Genomic DNA, 25,970 nt, shown 5'->3' on the forward strand with positions numbered 1-25,970 from the left:
CCTCTGGAAATAGCGGCTTGCTTGCACAATTTCCTTGCATAACCGGTAACGATCACCTGCCTCCAGGAACAGCCTTAATGTGGATTTTCAGGTTTGTAGCCCAACCTCAATCCACCCCAGTGCCGTCCTTTGAGCATGATCGGAACCGACAGGTCATGCATCAATTCGCCCGTATCACGAGTATAGGTCTGAAGTAGCACGGCCTGCTGATGGCTGCCACAGCGGATTCCGGTACGGTCGCTGAATTTGCGTTTGGTGCGGTTTTGCAGCGTATCCAACTGCACGTCGCCGGTCAGTGGTTGACAGAACAACGCGTTATGCGTCGGCACATAGCCTTGCTGGGTACAGGCGATCGCAAACACCAGACCTTCATGACGCTTGAGCAATGGCTCCTGAATCCCCGGCAATACCTGATCGGCATAGCGATCAAAACGGGTCTGGTACTTGGTCGGCGCTGTGTTGGGGATTGCCTGATAGTTGCGGTCGAACAGGTCCTCCAGACTGACGCGCGCCTGGTCGATGTCCTGCTCGAAACGTGCCGCGATTTGACTCGCGCCTTCGCGTGCCAGGTCATAGATCCGTTGGTGGTAGTCGTCCAGTCCAACTTCGGCGAGGCGTTCGCTGATGGTTTCGGCCTGACCTTCCATTTGCACCGCCGCTTGGGCCAGGTGCCGGGTTTGCTGATCGCTGACCGTCAGATCGCTGCGCATTTGCTCGACGGCGTGAAACAGGCTGTCCAACTGTTGGTGATTATTGCTTGAGCCGCTGGCGATTTCACTGACCTGGGTTTCAACTCCAGCGGCCAGTCGGGCGATGTTTTGCAGATGTTGCCCGGTGTGTTCGACTTGCTCGACACCGCTGTTCAGGTCGTTGGACAGCTGACGAATCTGCTCGACCACCTGCGCCGTACGCTGCTGGATATCGGCGACCATCAACCCGACCTCTCCCGTAGCCGCTGCGGTGCGCCCGGCCAACCCGCGAACTTCATCGGCGACCACCGCAAATCCACGGCCGTGCTCCCCGGCCCGCGCTGCTTCAATCGCCGCATTCAGCGCCAGCAGATTGGTCTGGCTGGCGATTGTCTGAATCACCAGCGTGACTCGCTGGATGTCTTCACTGCGCACACTCAAGGCCTCGATCAGCTCACGGCTGTCGTTGGCGCGCGCGCTGAGTTGATGCATCCGCGTAATGGATTCGGCCAGCACGGTGCTTCCCTGGACACTGCTCTGGTGGGCTTCACTGGCGGCGCTCAAGGCTTGCTGGCTGAGTTGCGAAGTTGCCTTCTCCGTCTCGATCATCACTTCGGCGTTGCTGACGATCTGTGCGGCGGCATCGAGTTGCGATTGCAGCTTGCCGGCCAGTTGCTTGACCGAATAGGCCACGCCCGCGGCAGACAACGCGTTATGACTGGTGGAATAAGAAAGATCGCGGGTCAGTTCGGTGATCGCACTGGAAGTGTCGGCGACGGGAGCATCGACGGTTGCCCGCGAGCGCAGACGGGGCAGCCATATAATCAGCACCGCCAAGGGCAGGCAGAGGTAAAGCGACCAGCCACCGAGTGCCAAGGCGCACAGCAACAGCATCAGGGCGACGCTTTGCAGAGCGGGCACCCGCCAGCGCGCATCAGCCTGGGGTGAAACCAGCGATTGCGCTGCTGCGCCAGCCAGAGACCCGTCTGTTGTCATGTTCGTTACCCCACTGCGTCTTCTATTTGTTGTGACTGCATTAAACGCCACTAGAAGGCCATTATCTATGGTCCATTAGTCGTGGTGCTCGAAGCAGATCAATAGAAGTGCGGGCACGCGAATGCAAAGATCGCAGCCTGCGGCAGCTCCTACGGGTATATGCGATACCGCGTAGGAGCTGCCGCAGGCTGCGATCTTTTAACGACAGCCAATGATTAATTGGCCGTCACACAGAATCAGGCCTGACGCTGGTGCTTGTCGATTTGCTCGTGACGCTCTTGAGCTTCGATGCAGTACTTGGTGGTCGGGCTGATCAGCAGGCGTTTCAGGCCGATCGGCTCGCCGCTGTCGTCGCACCAACCGAAGGTGTCGTCGCCGATACGTTCCAGCGCTCTTTCCAGCTGAGGCAGCATGCGCTGATCACGATCAATGGCGTTGACCAGCCAGGTGCGCTCTTCTTCGACCGAAGCCGCGTCAGCCGGGTCCGCCGGGGTATCCAGGCTTTCAATGGCGATGCGGTTCTGTTCGATGCGCTCGTGGGTTTCCACTTTCATGGCTTGCAACAGCTCGGTGAAAAAAGCCTGTTGCTCGGCATTCATGTAGTCATCCGCCGGCATGGCCAGCAACTTTTCCTTTGTCATTGATTTCTCTATAAAAAATACGTGCATTAAGGCGAATCAGGGAGCTTTCCGGTCGACCTGCAAGGCCTCGGAAAGGCGCCATACATTCCAAGCGCCACCCGGCACTCAATTTACGAGGGGCGGCAGTCTAAGGCCGACTTGCAGCCTCAGCAACTGAAAAGACAGGGAATTTGTCCGACAAAGCCCTTGAATTGCTCTATGGCAAGCTTTGAAGCGGTTATCGGAGTGCGTTTATAGCAAGAAATTCAATCGAGCGGCTGTATATAGAAGACAAACGGCTACGCCACGCAGGTCAGGCGTGGCGCATTTCTTGTTTTGCCTGGGGATCAGCGCTTGAGTTTGCGCTTGTTGCGGTATTGGTCGATGACCACCGCGACCACGATGATCAAGCCTTTGATGATGTCCTGAATGTAGGCATCGACGCCGACGAAGGTGAACCCGCTGGCCATCACCCCGAGGATCAGCGCGCCAATCACCGTGCCGGTAATGCGCCCCACGCCGCCCGCCAGGCTGGTACCACCGATGACCGCGGCGGCAATCGCGTCCAGTTCATACGACATGCCCATCCCGGCCTGCCCGGTTGCGGCACGGGCCGACGCCACCACGCCCGCCAGTCCCGCCAGCAACCCGGCGATGCTGTAGACGATCACCAGATGGCGTTTGACGTTGATCCCGGACGTGCGCGCCGCCTGCATGTTGCCGCCGATGGCGTAGGTGTACTTGCCGTACTTGGTGTAGCGCAGCGCGATGTGGAAGATCACCGCCACCACCAGAAAAATGATCACCGGCATCGCGCCGTGGCCGATGGCCGTGTAGGAATCCGAGAGCATGCTCACTGGCTGGCCTTCGGTGTAGTAACGCGCCAGACCACGGGCCGAGACCATCATGCCCAAGGTGGCAATGAACGGTGGAATCCCGGTGATGGCAATGATGCTGCCGTTGATTGCCCCCGCCAGCAGCCCGACGCCGAGCCCGGCAATCACCGGTATCCACACCGGCAAGTTGGTCAGCGACGGAAACACCGCTCGAGCGAAATCCGAGGTCTGCGCCAGGCTGGCGGCGATCATCGCCGATAAGGCCAGCACCGAGCCCGACGACAGGTCGATGCCGGTGGTGATGATCACCTGGGTCACGCCAATCGCCAGCAGGCCGATGATCGACACTTGCAGAATCATCAAGACCAGCCGCTGGGAGTTCATCAAAAAGCTCTGGTCACGCACAATCCAGCCGAACACTTCAAAGACCAGACCAATGCCGATCAGCACCAGAAAGATGCTCAGCTCGGTCGGTAAGCGCCGACGACTCTTGACCGGCACCGTTGCAGGCTTGTTTTCCAGTATCGCGTTCATAACCACTCACCCTTCTATCGCGTTGCCGGACACGGACGAAACCGCCGCCAGCCTCAATTCGTTGAACTTCTAGTGAACCGCGGTCATCCCGGAAGCCAGTTGCATGACTCGCTCCTGAGTCGCCTCGCTGCGGTCGAGGGTGCCCATCAGGTCGCCCTCGTGCATGACCATCACCCGATCACTCATGCCGAGCACTTCCGGCAGCTCCGAAGAAATCATGATCACCGCCATGCCTTCGCTGGCGAGATAGGAAATCAGTCGGTAAATCTCGGCTTTCGCGCCGACATCGATGCCGCGGGTCGGTTCGTCGAGAATCAGAATTCGCGGGTTGGTCATCAGCCAGCGGGCGAGCAAGGCTTTTTGCTGGTTACCGCCGGACAAGGTGTCGATGCACTGCTCCAGCGACGGGGTTTTCACCCGCAACTTCTTGCACATGTCTTCGCACAGAACGCGCAAGGCTTTTTGCTGGATAAAGCCGTTGCCGACGTAATGCGGCAGCACCGCCATTTCCATGTTTTCCAGCACCGACAGGCACGGGAACAGGCCACTGAGCTTGCGATCCTCGGTGAGCAACGCAAAGCCCTTCTCGATGGCCATGTGCGGGTCGCTGATGCGCACCGATTGGCCGTCGAGACGGATTTCACCGCCGTCGCTTGGGGTAATGCCGAAAATCGCTTCGGCGATATTGGTCCGCCCCGAGCCCATCAGCCCGGCGATGCCAAGGATCTCGCCGGCGTGCAGGTCGAAGGAAACGCCCTGGAACACGCCGTCCAGGCGCAGGTCACGCACCGACATCAACAGATCGCCGAGCGGCTTCTCGCGCACCGGGAACAACTGGCTGAGTTCACGTCCGACCATCATCGAGATCAGGCTGTCGCCGTCCATGCTGTCGGCCCGTTGCAGACCGATGTAGGCGCCGTCACGAAACACCGCAACTTCGTCGGCGATGCTGAACACTTCGTTCATTTTGTGGGTGATGTAGATGATGCCCTTACCCTGGGCCTTGAGGTCGGCAATGATCGAGAACAGGTGGGCGACTTCCTTGTCGGTGATCGCCGACGTCGGTTCGTCCATGATCAGGATGTCCGAGTCGTATGACACCGCTTTGGCGATCTCGACCATCTGCCGTTCGGCAATGCTCAGGTTGCCGACCTGTTCTTCCGGGTCGAGGTTGATCCGCAGCCGTTCCAGCAATTGCGCGGTGCAACGGTGCATTTCCCGGTGGTCGATCATGTGGAAACCGTTGAGCTGCTCGCGGCCGATCCAGATGTTCTCGGCGATGCTCATGTGCGGCATCAGGTTGAGTTCCTGGTGGATCATCGCGATCCCGGCCTGCAAGGCTGCCAGCGGCGTATCGAACCTCACCGGTTTACCGCGCAGACGCAGCTCACCGGCGTCCGGCTGGTAGATGCCGGCGATGATTTTCATCAGGGTGGATTTGCCGGCTCCGTTCTCGCCCATCAAGGCCAGCACCGAACCCGGACGCACCCGCAGCTGGACATCGGACAAGGCCACCACACCGGGGAAACCCTTGCTGACGTTGATGATCTCCAGCAGGTACGGCTCATCGACAGGTACGACGTTTGGCTGGATACCCACCAACGGGGTGCTCGAAGCAGTCGCTGAAGCGAACATGATCAGGTACTCCATCAGCAAGGTTGGCAGTGCCACCTTGCGTGCTTATTGTTGTTATTGAACGGACTGACTATTTGAACTGGTCAACGTTTTCCGGGGTGATCAGGCGATACGGCACCCACACCGCCTGCTCGACCGGTTCGTTCCTGGCCATCTTCACGGCCGCGTCGATGGAGCCGACAGCCTGGCCTTTGGCGTCCTGGAACACCGAGACCGCCAGATCGCCTTTCTTCACGGCGCGCAGGCCGTCGGGAGTACCGTCGACACCGGCGATCAACACACTACCCTTTTCCACTCCCGCCTGTTTCAAAGCCATGGCCGCACCGATGGCCATCTCATCGTTATTGGCCACGATGGCGTCGAATTTGCGGCCCTGGGTCAGCCAATCGTTGACCAGGGTCATACCTTTGTCGCGCAACCAGGTGCCAGTCTGCTCCTGGTCGATCTTGATGCCCGGGTACTTGGCCAACACCTCTTTGACGCCTTTGGTGCGGTTGGTGGTGGAGTTGTTGGCGAGGTCGCCCAGCAGGATCACGATGTCACCCTTGCCTTTCATTTTTTCGGCGAGGTACTGCATCTGCATCTGGCCGGCTTCCAGGTCATTGGAGGCTACGGTAATCACGCCTTTGGGCAGGTTCAGGTCATCCGGACGACGGTTGACGTAGACCAGTGGAATCCCGGCCTTGACCGCCGCTTCGGTGATTTTTTTGGTCGCGGCGGTGTCCACCGGGTTGACCACGATGGCGTCGACTTTCTGGCTGATGAAGCTTTCGACCTGACTCAGTTGCTTGACCACGTCGCTGCGAGCGTCTTCGAATTGCAGTTTGACGCCATCGGGCATGGACCTGGCTTGCTTGTCCATGGATTCGCGCAGGTAAGTCAGCCAGGTGTCATCGAATTGCGACATGCTCACGCCAATCTTCAGGTCAGCGAAGGCCGCGCCGCTGGCAAGCATCAGGGACAGGGCAAGTGAGGTGAAACGGATCTTGGTCTTCATGAAAAGTCTTTCTCCACATTCTTGTTGGTTTTATGGATAAGGCGCAGGACGTATTCAGTGAGTGGGCAAGCGAACGATCGGTGCACCGGGAATGCAGCACACCAAAGCGCCCTTGCGTTCAACGCAAAGGACACCGGAAAAGGAAAGGGTTTGAACACGAGGCAGGAACGCGCTACGTAAAACGTGCAGAGCAGAGCTGAAGGTTTTCATCGACGGTACCTATCGGTGTTTCTTGTTTTTGTTTCGCCCTCCCCGCACTCAAGGCTGGCTTGAGGTCGATCGGGACGTTGATAGTCGGCAACCTGGAAATGACTTTATTGGAATTTAATTTCCATATCAACTCATTTTAGAATTTTATTCTGATTTTATTCCATGACCGCACACGGGGTTCATTTCAATCACCTGACGGCGTTCGAAACTCAGCCGTGCGGCGTCTAGAACGCGGGTAGTCGCCAGTGCATCACGGGCCTCGACCGGCAGTGGGCCAGCGCTTTGCAACGCGGTTTGTAGCTGTAAATAGAACTGATTCCAGCAGCCACGCTCAGACGGAATCCGCTCGCGCTCCTCAAAGTGCTCGAACCAGCCCCAGCGGCGATGTTCTTCAACGCCCCAGCGATCCCCTTCGGATGTTGGCGTCAGCCCGGCCAGCGCCAAGGCCTCTTGCCCGTCCAGACCCTCGACGCTGTAGCAACCCGCCGTGCCGTTGACCCGAAATCGCGGCGCCGGATTGTTTTGCAGGCAACTGCCGCCCAAGTGCGATACCACACCATTGGCATGGGTCAGCGAAAGGAAAAAACCGTTGTCGAAAAGCTGGCCTTCATTGAGGTAATCCAGCTCGGCGTAAACCCGCGTCACCGGCCCGAAGAGTTGCAACGCCTGATCCACCAGATGACTGCCCAGATCGCGCAGGAATCCGCCGCCGCTGCCCTTGCCCACGGACTGCGGCGAATAGCGCTCTATGCTGGATTCAAAGCGCGTGACCTGGCCCAACGCACCGGAGTCGATGAGTTTGCGTACCGTAAGAAAATCCGAATCCCAGCGCCGGTTCTGATAGACGCTGAGCGCAACCTTGCGCTGCTCAGCGGCTATCACCAGCGCTTCGGCCTGCTGCGCATCGGCGGCGAAGGGTTTGTCGCAGACCACGGCCACCCCGTGCTCAATGGCTTCGAGCACCAGCGCTGCCCGCCCTTCCAGCGTGGTGGAAATCACCAGTACATCGACCCCGGCTTCCACCAACTGGCCAATGCTGTCGAAGGCCGGGACACCGGGGTATTCAGTCGCCAATAGCTGACGGCGCTCGGGTGAACGTGTGACCACACCGACGAAGGTCGCCGCCGGCAAACTGCTGATCAGCGGCGCATGGAAAAACCGGCCGCCATGGCCGTAACCGACAAGTCCGATTCGCATGAAGCTTTCCTTGTAAATAGTCGCCGGTTGGCGAGGCCTTTGTGGGAGCGAGCCTGCTCGCGATGACGGCAGCACATCTAACATCTATGTGACTGTCCGATCGCCATCGCGAGCAGGCTCGCTCCCACATTGGATTGGGGTTAACCGTAGAAGTGGGGGCGGTCAGGCAGCGCGACGTTGACAATCGCCCCGCTCTGCTGTGCTTCGATGCAGGCGTCCGCCGCCACCGCCGCGGCAAAACCATCCCAGGCTGACGGCCCACCCACCTGCCCGGCGCGCACACCGTCGATGAAGGCCTGCAACTCAACGTCGTAGGCGGCGATGAAGCGGTCCTTCCAGTCCATCAAGATCGCGTTGGACAGCTTGGCCCCGCTGCGCATCTGCACCTGCGACGGCTCCGGCAGCTTGGCGATGCCGGTCTCACCGACCACTTCGCACTGGATGTCATAGCCGTACTGGCAGTTAACGAAGACTTCGACGTCGATGCGCGTGCCCTTGGCGGTTTCCAGCAGGACGATTTGCGGATCTTTCAGATGAGCGTGAGCCTTGCTGGTCTTGCGTGGGAACACCACTTGCACTGAGACGTAGTCGTCGGCGAGCAACCAGCGCAACACGTCCAGTTCATGGATCAGCGTGTCGGTGATCGCCATATCGGTCTTGTAATTCTCACCCACGGTCGGGTTGCGGTGAGCGCAATGCAGCATCAACGGCTCGCCAATCTGGCCGCTGTCGATCACCGCTTTGAGTGCCCGGTAACCCTCATCGTACGGGCGCATAAAACCGACCTGCACCAGACGTTTGCCGTGGGCCACTTCGGCCTCGACGATCTTGCGGCAACCTTCGGCAGTCACCGCCAGCGGCTTCTCGCAGAACACCGGTTTACCCGCCGCAATCGCCGCCAGCACGAACTCTTCGTGGCTCGGCCCCCAGGAGGTGACCAGAATCGCTTCGACGTCCGGCGCCTGGATCAACGCGTGACCGTCCGGGTACACCTCGGCGGTCAGCTTCAGATCGGCAACCACCTTGGCTGCCTGCTGCAAATTAATGTCAGTGACCGCCACCACCTGGCTGTTGAGCAGGGTCTGACTGCAACGACGGATGTGATCCTGACCGATTGCGCCAGTGCCGATGACGCCTAGCTTTAAAGACATGGAAAGACTCCTGTTGTGAGGACAGAGCAATCAGTACTGACGGGCCTTGGCCAGTCGTTCATTAAGGGTTTTGGCCACCGCATCGGTGCGGGCGCTGGTGGAAACTTGCGCCACGCCGACCCGCCACCAGGACAGGTATTTGTGAATCATGGTCTTGGGCAGGACCTTGATGTCGATCAGCGTCGACACCGTCTGCAACCGCGCATCAGCCAAGGCCGCTTGCAGTTGCTCGACGGTATTCACCTTGTAGGTCTTGCAACCGTAAGCCGCCGCGCTCATGGCAAAGTCCACCGGGACGAAGCCGCCATCGAGCTTGCCGGTCTCAGAGTTGCGGAAGCGGAACTCGGTGCCGAAGCTGTCCATGCCGTGCTCCATCTGCAAGTTGTTGATGCAGCCGAAGGTCATGTTGTCGAGCAGGATCACGTTGATCTTGCGCCGCTCCTGAATCGAGGTGACCAGCTCCGAGTGCAGCATCATGTACGAGCCGTCGCCCACCAGCGCGTAGACCTCGCGCGCCGGCTCGGCGAGTTTCACCCCGAGCGCAGCATTGACCTCATAGCCCATGCACGAATAACCGTACTCGACGTGATAGGTGTTCACGCCCTTGCTACGCCAGCTGCGTTGCAAGTCGCCGGGCAAGCTGCCGGCAGCGGCGACGATCACCGCGTCGTCGGCCAGGGTGTCGTTCAACACGCCAAGTACACGGCTTTGGGTCAGGCAGGAACCGGTCAGCTCGATGAATTCGCGCAGCACCGCCGGGTCCATGTGGTCGTTGATTTCCGGGATGAAGTCCTCGGTCTGGTATTCGACCTGATAGACCCGATCGACCTCTTCATCCAGTTGCGCCTTGGCCTCACGCGGTTGATCGCCCCAACTGGAGCGGTAATCGGCCAGCGCTTCGGACAACGTCTGCAAAGCGGATTTGGCGTCGGCCAGCACCTGCACACCATCGAGTTTCAGTGCATCGCAAGGGCTGATGTTCAGGTTGAGAAACTTCACGTCGGGATGCTGGAACAGCCATTTCGACGACGTGGTGAAGTCCGAGTAGCGGGTGCCGATGCCGATGATCAGGTCGGCTTCCTTGGCCAGCAGGTTCGCCGCCAGGCAACCGGTTTCGCCAATCCCGCCGACGTTCAGCGGATGACTGGAAACCACCGCACTCTTGCCGGCCTGAGTCTCGGCGAACGGAATGTCGAAACGCTCGGCAAACGCCTGCAACGCCGCATTCGCTCCCGAATATTTGACCCCGCCACCGCAGATGATCAGCGGCTTGCGCTTGCCTTTGAGCAACGCCACGGCGTCGCCGAGCATGGCTTCGGTGGCCGGACGACGGTCGATGCGGTGCACGCGCTTTTGCAGGAAATAATCAGGGTAATCGTAGGCTTCGGCCTGCACGTCTTGCGGCAAGGCCAGCGTCACCGCGCCGGTTTCCGCCGGATCGGTGAGCACGCGCATGGCGTGGATCGCAGCGCTCATCAGTTGTTCAGGGCGGTTGATGCGGTCCCAGTATTTGCTCACCGCTTTGAAGGCATCGTTGGTGCTGATGCTCAGGTCGTGGAACTGCTCGATCTGTTGCAGCACCGGGTCCGGTTGCCGACTGGCGTAGACATCGCCGGGCAACAGCAACAAGGGAATGCGGTTGGCGGTGGCCGTCGCCGCAGCGGTCAGCATGTTCGCTGCGCCGGGACCGATCGATGAAGTGCAGGCGTAGATCTTGCGCCGCAGGTTCTGTTTGGCAAAACCGATGGCGGCGTGGGCCATGCCCTGCTCGTTGCGGCCTTGATGAACGATCAGGTCGCCGCTGTCCTGCTCCAGCGCCTGGCCGAGGCCGAGCACATTGCCGTGGCCGAAAATGGTGAAGATCCCGGCGACGAATTTGCTTTGAACCCCATCGACCTCGACGTATTGGTTGTCGAGGAATTCCACCAGGGCCTGGGCCATGGTCAGTCGTGTAGTGGTCATGTGCGATCCTTCAATATACGAAGAAACCTTGTGGGAGCGAGCTTGCTCGCGATGGGCGCGACACGGTGGCGCCTGGTACATCGCCATCGCGAGCAAGCTCGCTCCCACAGTTGATCTCCATCAGCCCGATAGCGGTGTCAGGCCAGGGATTTCTGCAGGTGATCCATGCTCGCGCCGATTGCCTGCCGGATATCCACCAGCCCATGCACGCTGTCGGCAAACGGTTCGAACGACAGGTAACCGGTATAGCCGGTGCTGAGCAAGGTATCGATCTGTGCCGCGTTGCCGAGGATGTCGCCCTCGCCCACCAGCACCCGATGGCCGTCGCGAATGGTCGCCAGCGGCGCTTGCGCGTCCTCGACACCGGAGATGTGCACCAGCCCGGTCAGCTCAGGGAAAAACTCATGCTCACTGGCCAGATGATGGTGGAAGGTGTCGTGCACCAGACGGAACACATCCAGCCCGCCAATCGCCTTGATCGCGTCCACTGCCGTGCGTTTGCGCCGCAGTGAACACTCTTCGAAGCCCAGCGGTTCGATGAAACCGAGAATCCCGTATTCGCGCAGGATCGGCGCCAGTTCGCTCAACGCGGTGCGCAGGCCAGCGCTGCGTTCAACTTCTGTACGCGGGTCGGCGCGATCATTCAGCGGGCACATCACCAGCCCTTGCGCACCGCAGTCACGGGCATAGGCGGCGAGCTTCAGGGTTTGCGCGCGGCGCTCGTCGTTCCATACATCGAACGGGTACAGCGCGTTGATCGACAGCACACTGATCCCGTTGGCCCGGCACAACTGGCGCACGCGTTCGGGCGGCGTACCGTCTTCGATTTCAATGCCCTTGAGGTCATTGCGGATCTCGATGGCATCGGCTTTCAGCGTGACCGCCAGTTCAATGAATTCCGGCAGCGACAAACGTGGGGCGACCATACGGTTCAGGGCGAAACGCAGGGGCTGGCTCATTATTCTTGTTCTCCGCACTCAAGGTGATTATTTGGCCGTGGGCATGCTGAATTCAGGGCCTTTGGCGATGCTGTCCGGCCAGCGCTGCATGACGCTTTTGTAGCGGCTGTAAAAACGAATGCCTTCTTCACCATAGGCATGGTGATCGCCGAACAACGAGCGCTTCCAGCCACCAAACGAGTGCCAGGCCATGGGCACCGGAATCGGTACGTTGATGCCGACCATGCCGACCTTGATGGTGCGGGCAAACGCCCGGGCAATCCCGCCGTCGCTGGTGAAGCAGGACACACCGTTGCCGAATTCGTGGGCGTTGATCAGCGCCACGGCACTGGCGAAATCCGCAACCCGAACGATGCCCAGTACCGGACCGAAAATTTCCTGCTGGTAGATACTCATCTCGGTCGTGACCTTGTCGAACAAGGTCGCGCCGACGAAGAAGCCGTTCTCGGCGCCTGGCACCTTGAAACCGCGCCCGTCGACAATCAGCTGCGCGCCCTGGGCCACGCCTTGATCGATGAACCCTTCGACTTTGGCCTTGTGTTCGGCGGTGACCAGCGGTCCCATATCGCTGTCGCCCAGCATACCGTTGCCGACCTTCAGCTGATCAATGCGCGGCAGCAGTTTGGCAATCAGCTTGTCACCGACATCGCCCACGGCCACAGCAATCGAGATCGCCATGCAGCGCTCACCGGCCGAGCCGTACGCGGCGCCAATCAAAGCGTCAGCGGCCTGATCCAGATCGGCGTCGGGCATCACGATCATGTGGTTCTTCGCCCCGCCCAGTGCTTGCACACGCTTGCCACGGGCGGTGGCTTGCTGGTGGATGTACTCGGCAATCGGTGTCGAACCGACAAACGAAATCGCTTCGATGTCCGGGTGCTGCAACAAGGCATCGACCGCATTCTTGTCGCCCTGCACCACGTTGAACACACCGTCCGGTAATCCGGCCTCAGTGAGCAGGCGCGCCATCAGCAAACTGGCCGACGGATCACGTTCCGAAGGCTTGAGGATGAAGCAGTTACCGGTGACCAACGCCAGCGGAATCATCCACAGCGGCACCATCACCGGGAAGTTGAACGGCGTGACTCCGGCGCAAACACCCAGCGGCTGACGCAGGTTCCAGTTGTCGATGCCGCCGCCAATGTTGTCGCTGAACTCGGTTTTCAGCAGGTTCGGTGCGCCGCAGGCGTATTCGACGATCTCGATGCCGCGAGTGACTTCGCCCTTGGCGTCGGAAAGTACTTTGCCGTGTTCACGGCTGATGATTTCCGCCAGCTCATTGTGATGACGGTCGAGCAGTTCCTTGAACTTGAACATCACCCGTGAGCGGCGCAGCGACGATTGCTCGGACCAGGCCGGGAACGCCCGCAGAGCCGAAGCCACGGCTTCATCGACGGTCTGCTGGCTGGCCAACCCGACCCGCGCCTGAATGGCGCCGGTGGCCGGATTGAAAACATTGCTGAAGCGCTCACTGCCAGTGTCCTGCACCTGGCCGTTGAGGTAGTGGCCGATAACCGGGGCGTCACTCATTGTTCTTGTTCTCCACTCAGTCTTCAGAATTCAGAGGTCCAGCAGCCAGCTGTGCTGCGGATCGTTGTGGAACTGCCAAACCCGTTTCGGGCCGGCCATGACGTTCAAGTAATACGACTCGTAGCCGTAAGGCACGCTGACCGGGTGATACCCCTTGGGCACCACCACCAGGTCGCTGTTTTCCACGGCCATGGCCTGATCGATGGAACGGTCATCGGTGTAGACCCGCTGAAAAACGAAGCCTTGCGGCGGGTTGATCTGGTGGTAATAGGTCTCTTCGAGAAAGCTCTGGTGCGGCAGGTCGTCGGTGTCGTGCTTGTGCGGCGGGTAACTCGACGAATGCCCGGACGGCGTGCGCACCTCCACCACCAGCAGCGAATGCGCCGGCGCGGTATCCGGCAGGATGTCGCAGACGTAACGGGTGTTGGCACCCTTGCCACGGACGCTACGCTTCATGCTTTCAGGTGTGATCAGCCGTGGGCCGAGGCCTGCCGAAGCCGAACCGGGAGCGGCGCACACGGCAATCTGTACATCGCTGAGGGCGACCACTTGCGCCTGACTGCCGGGTGGCAGGTAGGCGGCGAACGGTGATTTGTCTTCGAACACCGATTGGCGGTCGCCGATGTTCTCCCACGTGAACGCGCCCTGCCCCGGCGCCTCACCACTGACATCAACCCGGCCGCTGAGCAGCACCAGGCACAGTTCTTTGTCGCCGGCACTGACTGGCAGGGTTTCACCGAGGCACAGGTGGTAGGCGGCGAAACCGACGTATTCCAGCGCGCCGGCAGCCAACTCGACCAGGGTCCGGCCCTTTGCATTGCTCTTGACCAGCAGGCTCATTGTCCGGTCCTCTGATCGAGCAAGGCGCGCAAGGTCTCGTAACCTTTCTTGGCGTAGACATAGCTCGGCGCGACGGCCGGATCCTGCTCGGCTTCGACCACCAGCCAGCCGTGATAATTGGCAGCCAGCAACACATCGAGCAGCGCGGCAAAGTCGATATCACCGTCGCCCGGCACGGTGAACGTGCCGTTGATGATGCAGTCCGGGAAGCTCCAGAGATTGTTGCGCGCCAGTTGCACCACCGGTTTACGCACGTCCTTGAAATGCACGTGGCAAATGCGCCCGATGTGTTTGCGCAGTACCTCGAGCGGTTCGCCACCGCCCATGTAGCAATGGCCCGAATCGAACAGCAGCCCGACTTCGCTGCCGGTCAGCGCCATCAATTTATCGATGTCCGCCGGCGATTCAACGTACGCGCCCATGTGGTGGTGATACGCCAGACGCACGCCCTGGGACAGGGTGAAACGTGCCAGCTCAGTGAGTTTGTCGGCGTATTCCTGCCAGGCCTGCTCGGTGTGAAAACGCGGGCGCTCGACCAGCGGAATAGGTTGGCCCTGGATCGAATCGGCGACTTCGCCATAGACCAGCACCGTGGCGCCGTTCTTCGCCAGCAACTCCACATGGCTGCCGATGGCGTCGATTTCTTCGGCCACCGAACGCCGTGCCAAGCGGCTGGAATACCAGCCAGAGACCAGCGCCAGGTCGTAAGGCCGCAGCACGTCGGCCACCCCTTTGGCGTCCTTGGGGAACTTGCCGTTGAGTTCAAAACCTTCGTAGCCGATGTCCTTGCCTTCGCTCAGCGCAGTGCTCAGCGGCGTTTCCCCGCCGAGGGACGGCAGATCGTCGTTGCTCCAGGAAATCGGGTTGATGCCAATTCGGATAGCGGGCATGGCTGCACCTTTTATTGTTTTTACATTAACCATTGAATGTGGCGATGCCCCCTGTGGGAGCGAGCTTGCTCGCGATGGGGCCTTCAAGGGCGCCAAAAGCATCGCGAGCAAGCTCGCTCCCACAGGTATCGCATTTCAATCAAAAATCAGTGTCAGTTGCGGGCCTTGCGCCAGGCATCGATCAGTTCGACAAACGTGCCCTGCACCCTCTGGATCAGCGCTTCGTCATCGATCTCACCGGCCAGCCATGCTCGGCTCGGTTCCTGGAAAATCGTCCGGCCCACGGCAAACCCTCGGCAAGTCTTGCTCTGGCTCGCTTGCACAAACCCTTCGGCCAACACGGCGGCCGGTGCGTTCAGGCCCAGCAGCACCACGCCTCGGCAATAGGGGTCGCGCGCCTGGATCAGTTCGTCGAGCTGTTTCCACTCCTCGCTACTTTGCGCCTCGATCTTCCACCAGGCCGGGAAAATGCCCAGGTTGTACAGGCGTTTGATCGCGCGATAGAGCACGTCCGGATGCGCTGACGGATGATCCTTGGGCGGGATGATTTCCAGCAGCAGCTCATGACCGCTGACCTGCGCCGCCTGATACAGGCCCTTGATCTGCGCTTCCTGTTCCAGACGCAACAGCGGTTCGTCATCCGGGTGAAATTGCACCAGGCACTTGATGATTTGTTCCTGCGGCCAGGCGATCAGGTTGCTGCCAATCGAGCGACCGTGTTCAAAGGCCAGCGGCCGTGAGCCCTGCACCTCCACCGGCCGCGCCACCCACCAGCCGCGACCGGTGGCGGCATTCAGCGAGTCCTGACCGAAACGCTGATCAGCCAGCAGGCCGACATCCGCCTCGATGCCCTGTTCACGCAAATCCGCTTCGACCCGCTCCACGGCCTGGATGAACAACTGCTTGAGCTCGCCGATGCTGCTCAGGTCGCGACCGCCCTTTTGCGCCAGCTCCACCAGTTGCCCACGATGATCGAAAGCAAAAATGAACAGTTGCTTCCAGGCTTTGCGCGGCACGCTGACCTGATGCAGGCGTTGCAAGACTGCGTCCTGGTCCGGCCGGGTGATCGGTACCGGACTGTTGAACAGGTAATCCAGTTCGGCACGGGTCGGCATCGCCGGGGCGCAGGCATGGCGTGAAACCACCAGGCCACCGCAGGCGTTGGCCAACTGGCAGCAGCGTTCGTCGCTGGCATCCTCCAGCCAACCACTGAGGAAGCCCGACATGAACGCATCGCCAGCGCCCAGTACGTTGAGCACTTCGACCCGCACACCGGGATAGATCGCGCCGTCTTCGAGACGAACCGGAATCACCCCGTGAATCACCGTGCAGCCTTGCGGCCCGAGCTTGACCACCAAAGTCGCTGCCGTCAGACGACGGACGTTACGCAGTGCACTCAACAAGTCGTCGCTGCCACCGGCAATCAAAAACTCCTCTTCGGTGCCGACGATCAGGTCGAATCGCGGGAGGATTTTCTGTACATGCTGGCTGACCTGCTGGTCGGCGACGAAACGGGTTTCGCCATCCGCCTTGCCCGCCAGGCCCCAGAGAACCGGGCGGTAATCGATGTCGAGAATGCGTTTGACGTTGTGCTTTTCGGCGTACTCCAGCGCCTGGAGGCTCGCCTTGTAGACGCCGTCGGTAGAGAAATGCGTGCCGGTGATCAGCAAGGCTTTGCTGGAGGCAATAAAGGCTTCGCTGATGTCTTCGGCGCGCAGGGCCATGTCGGCGCAGTTTTCGCGGTAGAACACCAACGGAAAGGTTTCGCGGTCCTTAAGGCCCAGCAAAACCATGGCGGTGAGGCGCTCCGGATCGACCTTGATGCCGCTGACGTCGCAGCCTTCGCGCACCAGGGATTCAAGCAGGAAGCGGCCCATGTGATCGCCGCCGACCCGACTCAACATCGCCGACTTCAAGCCTAACCGGGCCGTGCCAAACGCAATGTTGGCGGACGAGCCGCCGAGGTACTTGGCGAAGCTTGAGACATCCTCCAGCCGCGCACCGACCTGCTGCGCATAGAGGTCGACGCCAAGGCGCCCGAGGCAAATCAGATCCAATTGACGCCCACTGGCAAAACGAGTCTGGCCCATGCTGGCTCCTGTTATTTTTATCAGCCTGCGTTCGGGGCTGTGGTCGCGCCGAACACTCTTGGTGGATGCAGACTAAAACGGGTAGCGCCCACAAATCAATATTTATTCCAATAAATTTTTACATGGAATATTTTTTCCAATAAACTTTTACAGAACCGCTCCAGACACACTGCATCGTTTCAGCAATTGTCTGGCTGACCCACGGCTCAAGATTTTATTCACGCCTACCCTGTAGACTGCGCACAGCCAACCTATTGTCAGGGGCAGCGCTTCATCGGGCGGCCCTATAAGAACAAGCCAGAAGGATTATTTATGTCCCGCACCGATCAGCCGGCTACCGCCGAGACCACGCCCGAGAGCGACCTCGCCAGCCCCCCGATCAATGCCGAGCGCTTGCTGCAGCTGATCACCAACGAATACGAAAGCCTGCCGCGCCAGCTCAAACGCATCGCCAGCTACATGAGCCAGCAGAGCGACCGGATCATGGTCGACCGCATCAGCGACATCGCCCGCGAATGCGAAGTACACCCCTCGGCCATCGTGCGTTTCTCCCAACGCTTTGGTTTCAGCGGTTTCAGCGAAATGCAGGCATTGTTCCGCGAGGCGTACACCCACAAGACCACGCCGGTACAGAACTACCAGCAGCGCATTCGCAGCATGATCGCCAACAAGTCGCAGAAGGCCAGCGGCGGTGACCTGGCGCGCGAGTGCATCAACGCCACGCTGTCAGGCATCGAACGCCTGGGCCTGGAGCTGGATGACCAGTCTTTCGAGAATGCCGTGGACCTGGTGGTGAATGCCGACAACATCTACGTGGTCGGGGTGCGCCGCTCGTTCGCGGTGGCCGATTACCTGGTGTACAACCTGCAACACACCAACAAGCGCATTCATCTGGTCTCGGGACTCGGCGGCAGCTACCGCGAGCAAATGCGCAGCGTGCGGGCCAATGATCTGGTGATTGCCATCAGCTTCACGCCCTATGGCAAGGAAACCCAGCACTGCCTGCGCATCGCCCAGCTTCATCAGGCGAAAACCCTGATCATCACCGACAGCAACTTGTCACCGCTGGCAAAACGGGCGAACACGGTGTTGCTGGTCAACGAAGGTTCCTCGTTTGCGTTCCGCTCCTTGAGCGCGACCTTGTGCCTGTGCCAGGCGCTGTTCATCGCCGTGGCCTATCGCCTGGAGCTGAAGATGGATGAAATTCACGAGCAGGTCGGGTTCGAGGACTGACCCTCACCGCCATGATGGGTGTGGGCCTGCAACGAGCCCGGCACCCCGGCGCGAAGCAGCCCGCCGTCCTCGATCCAGGCCAGGGTCGACTGATAAGCGCGTTGCAGCAATTGATCGGTCTGGGTGAAATCGAACACCGAGATCCCCAGCGGACACAGCGGCGCGACCACATGGATCGCCGCGCGCGGTGAATACAGCTCAATGTCGCGCACCAGTTGACGCATGCTCATCAGGTTCAAGGTGTGCAACGCCAACGCCACCAGCCCTGACGGCGGACTGGGGCAGTCACAACCAAATCCGGTCGGCACCACCACAACCCGCGTCGCGCCCAGGTACACCGCACTGGCAATCGGCGTATTGCTGGCCACGCCGCCGTCGACCAACAGCTTGTCGCCGATCTGCACACACGGAAACACCAATGGAATCGCCGCGCTGGCCAGCAATGCCTGCTCGACACTGCCGCTGGACAGCAGCTCTTCGGCGCCGGTGAGCAAATTGGTGGTGACGATGTACAGCGGCAGTTCGGTGTCTTCGATCTGCTTGAACGGCAACGCCCGCCGCACCAGATGCTCCAGCGCCGCAGACTGCAACAGAAAACCTCTGTGCCGAAAAATCGCCGACAGGCTATCGAGTAGCGAAAACGGAAACACATCGCTCTTGCGCAACCCCCGCCAGAAGTCCGCCAGCTCGGCCACCCCTTGCGCGTTCGGCCGCGCAGCAAAGTACGCACCGTTGATGGCGCCGACCGACGCACCGATCACCAGGTCGAATACAACGCCCGCCTCGACCAGCGCCTGCAACATGCCGACCTGAACCGCGCCAAGGCTGCCGCCACCGGCGAGGACGAGTGCAGTTTTTACCTCAGGCATGGCAGACCTCCGGAACCATTCAGGTGCTATGACTCTCAAGCATAGCGGCTGAGCCCGATTGCACTCGGCCCAGCGCCTGCGCATCAAGCATTGGTGACAGTGGCAAAGGTCATGGGTTTACCGCTAAATTGGCGGCGCACTGCCCATCATCCAAGGAGCTGTACATGAAGCTGATCGGAATGCTCGATTCACCTTATGTAAGACGCGTCGCCATTAGCCTGAAGTCGCTGGACATCCCGTTCGAGCACGCCTCGGTGTCGGTGTTCCGCCACTTTGCGCAATTCCAGCAGATCAACCCGGTGGTCAAGGCCCCGACGCTGGTGCTGGACAACGGCGAAGTGCTGATGGACTCGACCTTGATCATCGATTACCTGGAAGCGCTGAGCGGACCGGACAAGAGCCTGATGCCAGTGCAGCTGGATCAACGCCTGCGTTCATTGCGGCTGATCGGCCTGGCCCTGGCGGCCTGCGAGAAGTCGGTGCAGATCTATTACGAGCGCACTTTGCGGCCTGCCGAGAAACAGCATGAACCGTGGCTGGAGCGTGTGAGCGGGCAGTTGCTGGCGGCGTATTCGGCGCTGGAACAGGAACTCGAAAAGCAGCCGCTGAAGACCGATGGCTCCCTCGACCAGGCGGGCATCACCCTCGCCGTGGCCTGGAGCTTCACCCATCTCGTGGTGCCGGATCAGGTCAGTGACGCGCGATTCCCAAGAATCCGCGCGTTCACCGCCTATGCCGAACAGCTGCCGGCGTTCGTCAGCACACCGATTACCTGAAGACCTCCTACAGAACCTGACCACTAGGGCTAATGCCATGCAGTGAAGGAAATGCGTTCTGTAAAACGAAGCAAGTCTCGTGTGGGAGCGAGCTTGCTCGCGAAGAGACCATCACATGCAACATCTATGTTGATTGATACACCGTCATCGCGAGCAAGCTCGCTCCCACAGGTTTCGCACTTTAACTGACTGGCAGTAGCCACTAAACCGTGGCTTTGTACCCTTCCTCCAACTGCCCCACCCGCAGCTGAATCACCTCCAGCACCGCACAGCCTTCACGGGTGAGCAAATGCACGCCACGGGTGACGCGGGTCAGGTCGCAATCGGAAATGCCTTTGAGGGACAGGCTGGTCAAGGTGTCCATCAGGTCGCGAACCACGGTAAAGCGATGCGCGGCGCAGGCGGCCAGGTCGCTGAGTTCTTTGTGGGTGTTGATGAAGAGCACGGGGTTTGCAGCGTCGTAGGTGTCGACGGGGAGGTAGCGGGGCATGACTTGTTCGTTCATGGGTGTAGCTCCTATGAAAAGTGCTTTCACCGTTCACGGCCAAACGAAAGGTGGCAGCTGTACGCGGGTTGGCCGACCGGGCATAGGAAAACCGGCACACCCGAAGGTGTCCCACGCACAGCCGCCGCAAACGATATTCAGATAAAAGACTCTGAAACGACGTTATTAGCGCTGACGCGTACCTATGCTCGACCGGCCAAGGTCATTCGCGGAGTTTTCCGCGAGCTCGAACTATAGGAGCGACGCTGAGACGCGGCAACAGGGTACGGTGTCGGAAAGGTCTTGGAAAGTTGTGGGGTGGTTTTGAAGGCCGTAGCCCCTCAAACCGACCCCATCGCTACCCGCTGCACCAGCCCATCGGCATGACAAATCACCCGGTTACGCCCGGTGGTCTTGGCCGCATACAGCGCCTCATCGGCATCGTTGAGCCATTGCAGCGCTTCACTGTGCATCGGGTCGAACGCCGCCAGGCCGATGCTCAGGCTGACTTTCAACGCTGGATTCTGCTCGTAACCCAGCCCCGAAAATCGGTCGCGCAAAGCGTCCATCGCCTGGGCGGCGTGGGCCAGCGGCATGTCGGGCAGGATCACGCAGAACTCGTCGCCGCCATAGCGCCCCGCGACATCGCTGGCGCGCAGATTTTGCTTGAGCATTTTGCTCAACTGACGCAACACACTATCGCCAGCCACGTGGCCGTAGGTGTCGTTGATGGCTTTGAAGTGGTCGATGTCGATCAAGGCAATCGCCCCGCCCCGCTGCTGGCGCTGACAGCGGTGAAATTCGATGTCCAGCGCATCTTTCCAGGTGCCATGGTTCAGCAGCCCGGTCAGGCTGTCGGTGCGGCTCAGGGCCAGCAGTTCGCGTTTGTGTTGGCCCAGTGTGTGGGCCTGACGAAAACAGATCCAGCCCAGCATCAAGGGGTACAGCGTCAGCAACGGTAAGCAGGCATACAGCTGAACCGGGCGGGTTGGCGGGATGAACACAGGGAAGAACAGCAGTAACCCGACCCCCATACCCAGCAACTGGGCCAGCGTACCCGCGAGCAAAAAACGCAAGCCACCGAGGGCGACGTTGTGCATCGCCATCATCGACAACGTGGCGGTGCTGGGTAAGGGATTGAACTGCATGGCAACGACCCAGAACCCACCCATGAACGAGTCGATCAACACGTTGCGGTGTTCGGCGTGATAAGGCGATGGCGAGCGGCGCGCCCATTGATAGGCCAGGTGCGGCCAGATAATGCCGTTGAACAGCATCAGCGCCAACAGCCAACGGGGCGGGTTGAGTGGAATGATCGCCGCGCCCACGCAGAGCAGGCCCAGGACCATCCCCAGGATTCGCGACGTGTAGAGCCTCCTGGCCAGTGAAAGTCCCTTTCCTCCGTTATGTGTCATAGGGGGCCAAAGCTCCTCTTTACTACTGACCTGAAACACCGAGTAACTTAGACAGGGATGTCTTGGAGTCTATCAGGACGAGATCAAATAGCCATCACCGCCCGGCAGCCCGAAATAGCCCTGTTGAAAGGCCCGCTGTCGAAATTTTGACTATAAATGACAAGGGAGCTGCGCAGTCGAGCGGGAGCAAGCGCCCTCGCCTCCGATTTGGTATTCGCTCCCTATCCCCTTCAGTGGTCTGACGCGATGAACATCCTCTACGACGAACGCATCGACGGTGCCCTGCCCCCGGTCGACAGGAACGCGTTGCTCAACGCCCTGCGCGAGCAGGTGCCGGAACTGGACATCCTTTACCGCGAAGAAGAGCTCAAACCCTACGAGTGCGACGGGCTCTCGGCGTATCGAACCACGCCGATGCTGGTACTGCTGCCGCGCACGCTTGAACAGGTTCAGGCCGTGCTCAAACTCTGCCACGCCCATCAGGTGCCCGTGGTGGCGCGTGGCGCAGGCACCGGGCTTTCCGGGGGCGCGTTGCCGTTGGAAAAAGGCGTGCTGCTGGTGATGGCGCGCTTCAACCAGATCCTGCACATCGACCCCGCCGCCCGCACCGCACGGGTTCAGCCGGGGGTGCGCAACCTGGCGATTTCCCAGGCTGCTGCACCGTTTGGCCTGTATTACGCGCCGGACCCGTCCTCGCAGATCGCCTGTTCGATTGGCGGCAATGTCGCGGAGAACGCTGGCGGTGTGCATTGTCTGAAATATGGCCTGACCGTACACAATGTGCTGAAACTGGAAGTGCTGACGATCGAAGGTGAACACCTGACCCTCGGCTCTGACGCGCTGGACTCAGCGGGTTTCGACCTGTTGGCGCTGTTCAACGGCTCCGAGGGATTGCTGGGCATCATCACCGAAGTCACGGTCAAACTGCTGCCCAAACCGCAGATGGCCAAGGTGCTGCTGGCGAGTTTCGACTCCGTGGAAAAAGCCGGACGCGCCGTGGCGGATATCATTGCCGCCGGGATCATCCCCGCGGGTCTGGAGATGATGGACAACCTGGCCTTGCGCGCCGCCGAAGACTTCGTTCACGCCGGTTACCCGGTAGACGCCGAGGCGATTCTGCTGTGCGAACTCGATGGTGTTGAAGCCGATGTGCGCGACGACTGTCTGCGGGTTCGCGCCGTGCTGGAACAGGCCGGCGCCAGTGAAGTTCGCCAGGCCCGCGATGAGGCGGAACGAGTGAAGTTCTGGGCCGGACGCAAAGCGGCGTTCCCGGCGATCGGGCGCTTGTCGCCGGACTATTACTGCATGGACGGCACCATCCCGCGACGCGAGTTGCCTCGGGTGCTCAAGGGGATTGCCGAATTGGCCAGTGAACACAACTTGCGGGTGGCCAACGTGTTTCACGCCGGCGACGGCAACATGCACCCGCTGATCCTGTTCGACGCCAACCAGCCCGGCGAGCTGGAACGCACCGAAGCCCTCGGCGGCAAGATCCTCGAGTTCTGCGTCAAGGTGGGCGGCAGCATCACCGGCGAACACGGTGTCGGCCGCGAGAAAATCAATCAGATGTGCGCGCAATTCAACAGCGATGAGCTGACGGTGTTTCACGCGGTAAAAACTGCGTTCGACCGTAAAGGCCTGCTCAATCCCGGCAAGAACATTCCGACCCTGCACCGCTGCGCCGAGTTCGGCGCGATGCATGTCCATAACGGGCAACTGCCGTTCCCTGAACTGGAGCGCTTCTGATGCGCATTGAACAGGACCGGGACGCCAGCGCGGAGTTACTGGAACAGATCAACCTGGCCCGGGAGAACGCGACGCCGTTGCGCATTCAAGGCGCCAGCAGCAAAGCCTTCCTCGGCCGTGAAGTCGCCGGCGAGGTACTCGACACCCGTGCCCATCGCGGCATCGTCAGCTATGACCCGACTGAACTGGTGATCACCGCCCGCTGCGGTACACCGCTGAGCGAATTGCTGGCGGCGCTGGAGGCGGCCGGGCAAATGCTCCCTTGTGAGCCGCCCTCCTTCGGTGAAGACGCCACGGTCGGCGGCATGATCGCTTGCGGATTATCCGGTCCGCGTCGACCTTGGGCGGGTTCCGTTCGCGATTTCGTCCTCGGTACGCGGCTGATCACCGGCAACGGCAAACAACTGCGTTTTGGCGGTGAGGTAATGAAAAACGTCGCCGGCTATGACCTTTCACGGTTGTTGACCGGCAGCTTCGGCTGTCTTGGCGTGATCACCGAAGTCTCGCTCAAGGTCCTGCCCAAACCGCGCCAATGCCTGAGCATCAGCCTGGAGCTCAACAGCGCCCGCGCCTTGAGCCAACTGGCCGAATGGGGCCAGCAACCGTTGCCCATCAGCGCGGCGAGCCATGACGGCCGGCAGTTGCACTTGCGTCTGGAGGGCGGCGAAGGCTCGGTGAGCGCTGCCCAGCAACGCCTCGGTGGCGAGGTGCTGGACTCTCAGTACTGGGAGGCATTGAATGAACAACAGCTGGCGTTTTTCGATGCAGGTCTGCCGCTGTGGCGTCTGTCACTGCCCAACAACCTCGGCCCGCTGACACTCCCCGGCGACCAGCTGATCGATTGGGCCGGAGCGCAACGCTGGTTGAAATCCGACGCCTCGAACATACAGTCGCTGGCCTTCGATCTGGGCGGGCATGCGACCTGCTACAGCCACGGTGTCAGCGACAGCCCGTTCCAGCCGTTGGCGCCGGCACTGTTGCGTTATCACCAACAGCTCAAGGTCCAACTCGACCCTCAGGGCTTGTTCAACCCTGGCCGGATGTACGCGGAGTTCTGAAGCATGCAGACCACCCTCAGCGAACAGGCCAAACGCCTGCCCCGCGCGGCAGAGGCCGAAAGCATTCTGCGCACCTGCGTGCATTGCGGATTCTGCAATGCCACCTGCCCGACCTATCAGTTGCTCGGCGATGAACTGGACGGCCCGCGTGGACGCATCTACCTGATCAAGCAAGTGCTCGAAGGCCACCCCGCCACTGCCCAGACCCAATTGCATCTGGACCGCTGCCTGTCGTGCCGCGCCTGCGAAACCACCTGCCCGTCCGGGGTCGACTATCACAACCTGCTGGACATCGGCCGCGCGGTGGTCGATCAGGCGGTGCCGCGCTCAGCGAGTCAGCGCGTGTTGCGCCAGGGCTTGCGGGCCATGGCGCCGAATCCCGGACTGTTCAAGGCGTTGTTGCAGATCGGTGCAACCTTCCGGCCGCTGATGCCGCGTGATCTCGAAGCCAAACTGCCGCACGACGTGCCGCCAGCGGGAGAATGGCCAACCTCGGTGCATTCGCGAAAAGTGTTGATGCTCGAAGGCTGCGTGCAGCCGGGCTTGTCACCGAACACCAATGCCGCTGCGGCACGGGTGCTGGATCGACTGGGGATCAGCGTCAACACCGTTAGCCAGGTCGGATGCTGCGGGGCGCTGGACTATCACCTCGACGCTCAGGAACAGGGACTCAATCGCGCCCGCCAGAACATCGACGCCTGGTGGCCCGCGCTGGAAAACGGCGCCGAAGCCATCGTGCAAACCGCCAGCGGCTGCGGTGCGTTCATCAAGGATTACGGGCATTTGCTCAAAACCGATCCGGCCTACGCGGCCAAAGCCAAACGGGTCAGCGAGATGAGCAAGGACCTGGTGGAGATCCTGCGCGACGAACCCTTGGAGCGAGTGTGCGCAGCCACCGAACGACGAATCGCCTTCCACTGCCCATGCACCTTGCTGCACGCGCTAAAACTCGGCGGTGCAGTCGAAGAACTACTGACCCGCCTCGGTTTCAATCTCACCAGCGTGCCTGACAGTCATCTGTGTTGCGGCTCGGCCGGCACCTACTCATTGACCCAACCGGAGCTCGCCCGGCAACTGCGCGACAACAAGCTCAACGCTCTGGAAAGCGGCCGGCCGGAGCTAATCGTCACCGCCAACATCGGTTGTCAGAGCCACCTCGCCAGCGCCGGACGGACGCAGGTTAAGCACTGGATCGAGCTGGTGGATCAGATGTTGCGCTGAACGCAGCAGTCATTTGCAGAATGAAGTTCAGA

At 60.4% G+C, this 25,970-nt stretch carries 21 protein-coding genes; 5 read left to right on the forward strand and 16 right to left on the reverse strand.

Translation table 11 applies throughout. The features are described 5' to 3' along the window. Positions 1-74 precede the first annotated feature (74 nt). The 13 genes from AC1RPZ_RS14410 to AC1RPZ_RS14470 form a co-directional block, all read right to left on the reverse strand. Complete coding sequence (locus tag AC1RPZ_RS14410) at positions 75-1,685, reverse strand: methyl-accepting chemotaxis protein (RefSeq protein ID WP_493137702.1); 1,611 nt, start codon at positions 1,683-1,685, stop codon at positions 75-77. Between the two features lie 236 nt (positions 1,686-1,921). After that, on the reverse strand, positions 1,922-2,326 hold the full coding sequence (locus AC1RPZ_RS14415) for a TraR/DksA family transcriptional regulator (protein ID WP_019691009.1): 405 nt from the start codon (positions 2,324-2,326) through the stop codon (positions 1,922-1,924). Between the two features lie 326 nt (positions 2,327-2,652). Then, positions 2,653-3,675: an ABC transporter permease gene (locus tag AC1RPZ_RS14420; protein WP_493137703.1), complete on the reverse strand. Its 1,023-nt coding sequence runs from the start codon at positions 3,673-3,675 to the stop codon at positions 2,653-2,655. A gap of 69 nt (positions 3,676-3,744) precedes the next feature. After that, the gene (locus AC1RPZ_RS14425) at positions 3,745-5,310 is read right to left on the reverse strand and encodes a sugar ABC transporter ATP-binding protein (RefSeq protein ID WP_493137704.1); all 1,566 of its coding nucleotides are present in this window, start codon (positions 5,308-5,310) and stop codon (positions 3,745-3,747) included. A gap of 70 nt (positions 5,311-5,380) precedes the next feature. Next, a complete protein-coding gene (locus AC1RPZ_RS14430; RefSeq protein WP_493137705.1) occupies positions 5,381-6,307 on the reverse strand; it encodes a sugar ABC transporter substrate-binding protein in 927 nt (308 codons plus the stop codon). 354 nt (positions 6,308-6,661) lie between these two features. After that, positions 6,662-7,714, reverse strand: coding sequence for a Gfo/Idh/MocA family protein (locus AC1RPZ_RS14435; protein ID WP_493137706.1), 1,053 nt, complete (start codon positions 7,712-7,714; stop codon positions 6,662-6,664). A 140-nt stretch (positions 7,715-7,854) separates the two neighbouring features. Next, positions 7,855-8,865, reverse strand: coding sequence for a bifunctional inositol 2-dehydrogenase/D-chiro-inositol 1-dehydrogenase (iolG, locus tag AC1RPZ_RS14440; protein ID WP_493137707.1), 1,011 nt, complete (start codon positions 8,863-8,865; stop codon positions 7,855-7,857). Positions 8,866-8,895: 30 nt separating this feature from the next. Further along, positions 8,896-10,827 (reverse strand): 3D-(3,5/4)-trihydroxycyclohexane-1,2-dione acylhydrolase (decyclizing), encoded by a 1,932-nt coding sequence (gene iolD / locus AC1RPZ_RS14445; protein WP_493137708.1) that lies wholly within the window; start codon positions 10,825-10,827, stop codon positions 8,896-8,898. A 137-nt stretch (positions 10,828-10,964) separates the two neighbouring features. Then, complete coding sequence (locus AC1RPZ_RS14450) at positions 10,965-11,786, reverse strand: TIM barrel protein (RefSeq protein WP_493137709.1); 822 nt, start codon at positions 11,784-11,786, stop codon at positions 10,965-10,967. Between the two features lie 27 nt (positions 11,787-11,813). Continuing rightward, positions 11,814-13,316: a CoA-acylating methylmalonate-semialdehyde dehydrogenase gene (locus AC1RPZ_RS14455; RefSeq protein WP_493137710.1), complete on the reverse strand. Its 1,503-nt coding sequence runs from the start codon at positions 13,314-13,316 to the stop codon at positions 11,814-11,816. A 30-nt stretch (positions 13,317-13,346) separates the two neighbouring features. Next, positions 13,347-14,156 (reverse strand): 5-deoxy-glucuronate isomerase, encoded by an 810-nt coding sequence (gene iolB, locus AC1RPZ_RS14460; RefSeq protein ID WP_493137711.1) that lies wholly within the window; start codon positions 14,154-14,156, stop codon positions 13,347-13,349. After that, positions 14,153-15,046 (reverse strand): myo-inosose-2 dehydratase, encoded by an 894-nt coding sequence (gene iolE, locus AC1RPZ_RS14465; RefSeq protein ID WP_493137712.1) that lies wholly within the window; start codon positions 15,044-15,046, stop codon positions 14,153-14,155. Before iolE ends, iolB begins: the two co-directional genes overlap by 4 nt. Before the next feature lie 152 nt (positions 15,047-15,198). Continuing rightward, positions 15,199-17,136: a bifunctional 5-dehydro-2-deoxygluconokinase/5-dehydro-2-deoxyphosphogluconate aldolase gene (locus AC1RPZ_RS14470; RefSeq protein WP_493137713.1), complete on the reverse strand. Its 1,938-nt coding sequence runs from the start codon at positions 17,134-17,136 to the stop codon at positions 15,199-15,201. 312 nt (positions 17,137-17,448) lie between these two features. Here AC1RPZ_RS14470 and AC1RPZ_RS14475 point away from each other — a divergent pair, with 312 nt between their 5' ends. Then, the gene (locus AC1RPZ_RS14475; protein WP_493137714.1) at positions 17,449-18,369 is read left to right on the forward strand and encodes a MurR/RpiR family transcriptional regulator; all 921 of its coding nucleotides are present in this window, start codon (positions 17,449-17,451) and stop codon (positions 18,367-18,369) included. Here the strand turns inward: AC1RPZ_RS14475 and AC1RPZ_RS14480 are convergent. Next, a complete protein-coding gene (locus AC1RPZ_RS14480; protein ID WP_493137715.1) occupies positions 18,342-19,238 on the reverse strand; it encodes a patatin-like phospholipase family protein in 897 nt (298 codons plus the stop codon). The two genes, AC1RPZ_RS14475 and AC1RPZ_RS14480, sit on opposite strands and share 28 nt — an antisense overlap. A gap of 164 nt (positions 19,239-19,402) precedes the next feature. Here AC1RPZ_RS14480 and AC1RPZ_RS14485 point away from each other — a divergent pair, with 164 nt between their 5' ends. Next, positions 19,403-20,014, forward strand: coding sequence for a glutathione S-transferase (locus AC1RPZ_RS14485; protein ID WP_493137716.1), 612 nt, complete (start codon positions 19,403-19,405; stop codon positions 20,012-20,014). Positions 20,015-20,216: 202 nt separating this feature from the next. On the opposite strand, the gene AC1RPZ_RS14490 is transcribed toward AC1RPZ_RS14485, so the two are convergent. Continuing rightward, the gene (locus tag AC1RPZ_RS14490) at positions 20,217-20,519 is read right to left on the reverse strand and encodes a hypothetical protein (protein ID WP_493137717.1); all 303 of its coding nucleotides are present in this window, start codon (positions 20,517-20,519) and stop codon (positions 20,217-20,219) included. A gap of 320 nt (positions 20,520-20,839) precedes the next feature. Then, positions 20,840-21,913, reverse strand: coding sequence for a diguanylate cyclase (locus tag AC1RPZ_RS14495; RefSeq protein WP_493137718.1), 1,074 nt, complete (start codon positions 21,911-21,913; stop codon positions 20,840-20,842). A gap of 246 nt (positions 21,914-22,159) precedes the next feature. On the opposite strand from AC1RPZ_RS14495, the gene glcD reads away from it, so the two are divergent. From glcD to glcF, 3 genes are read left to right on the forward strand one after another with little or no spacing between them, the layout of a single operon-like run. Then, positions 22,160-23,659, forward strand: a complete 1,500-nt coding sequence (gene glcD, locus AC1RPZ_RS14500) for a glycolate oxidase subunit GlcD (RefSeq protein WP_493137719.1) — start codon at positions 22,160-22,162, stop codon at positions 23,657-23,659. Continuing rightward, complete coding sequence (gene glcE / locus AC1RPZ_RS14505) at positions 23,659-24,717, forward strand: glycolate oxidase subunit GlcE (RefSeq protein ID WP_493137720.1); 1,059 nt, start codon at positions 23,659-23,661, stop codon at positions 24,715-24,717. Before glcD ends, glcE begins: the two co-directional genes overlap by 1 nt. Positions 24,718-24,720: 3 nt before the next feature. Beyond that, positions 24,721-25,938 carry a glycolate oxidase subunit GlcF gene (gene glcF / locus AC1RPZ_RS14510; protein ID WP_493137721.1) on the forward strand — a complete coding sequence of 406 codons (1,218 nt, stop codon included), beginning with the start codon at positions 24,721-24,723 and terminating at the stop codon, positions 25,936-25,938. Positions 25,939-25,970 lie beyond the last annotated feature (32 nt).

Source organism: Pseudomonas sp. GW822-FHT02D10, from assembly GCF_058802345.1.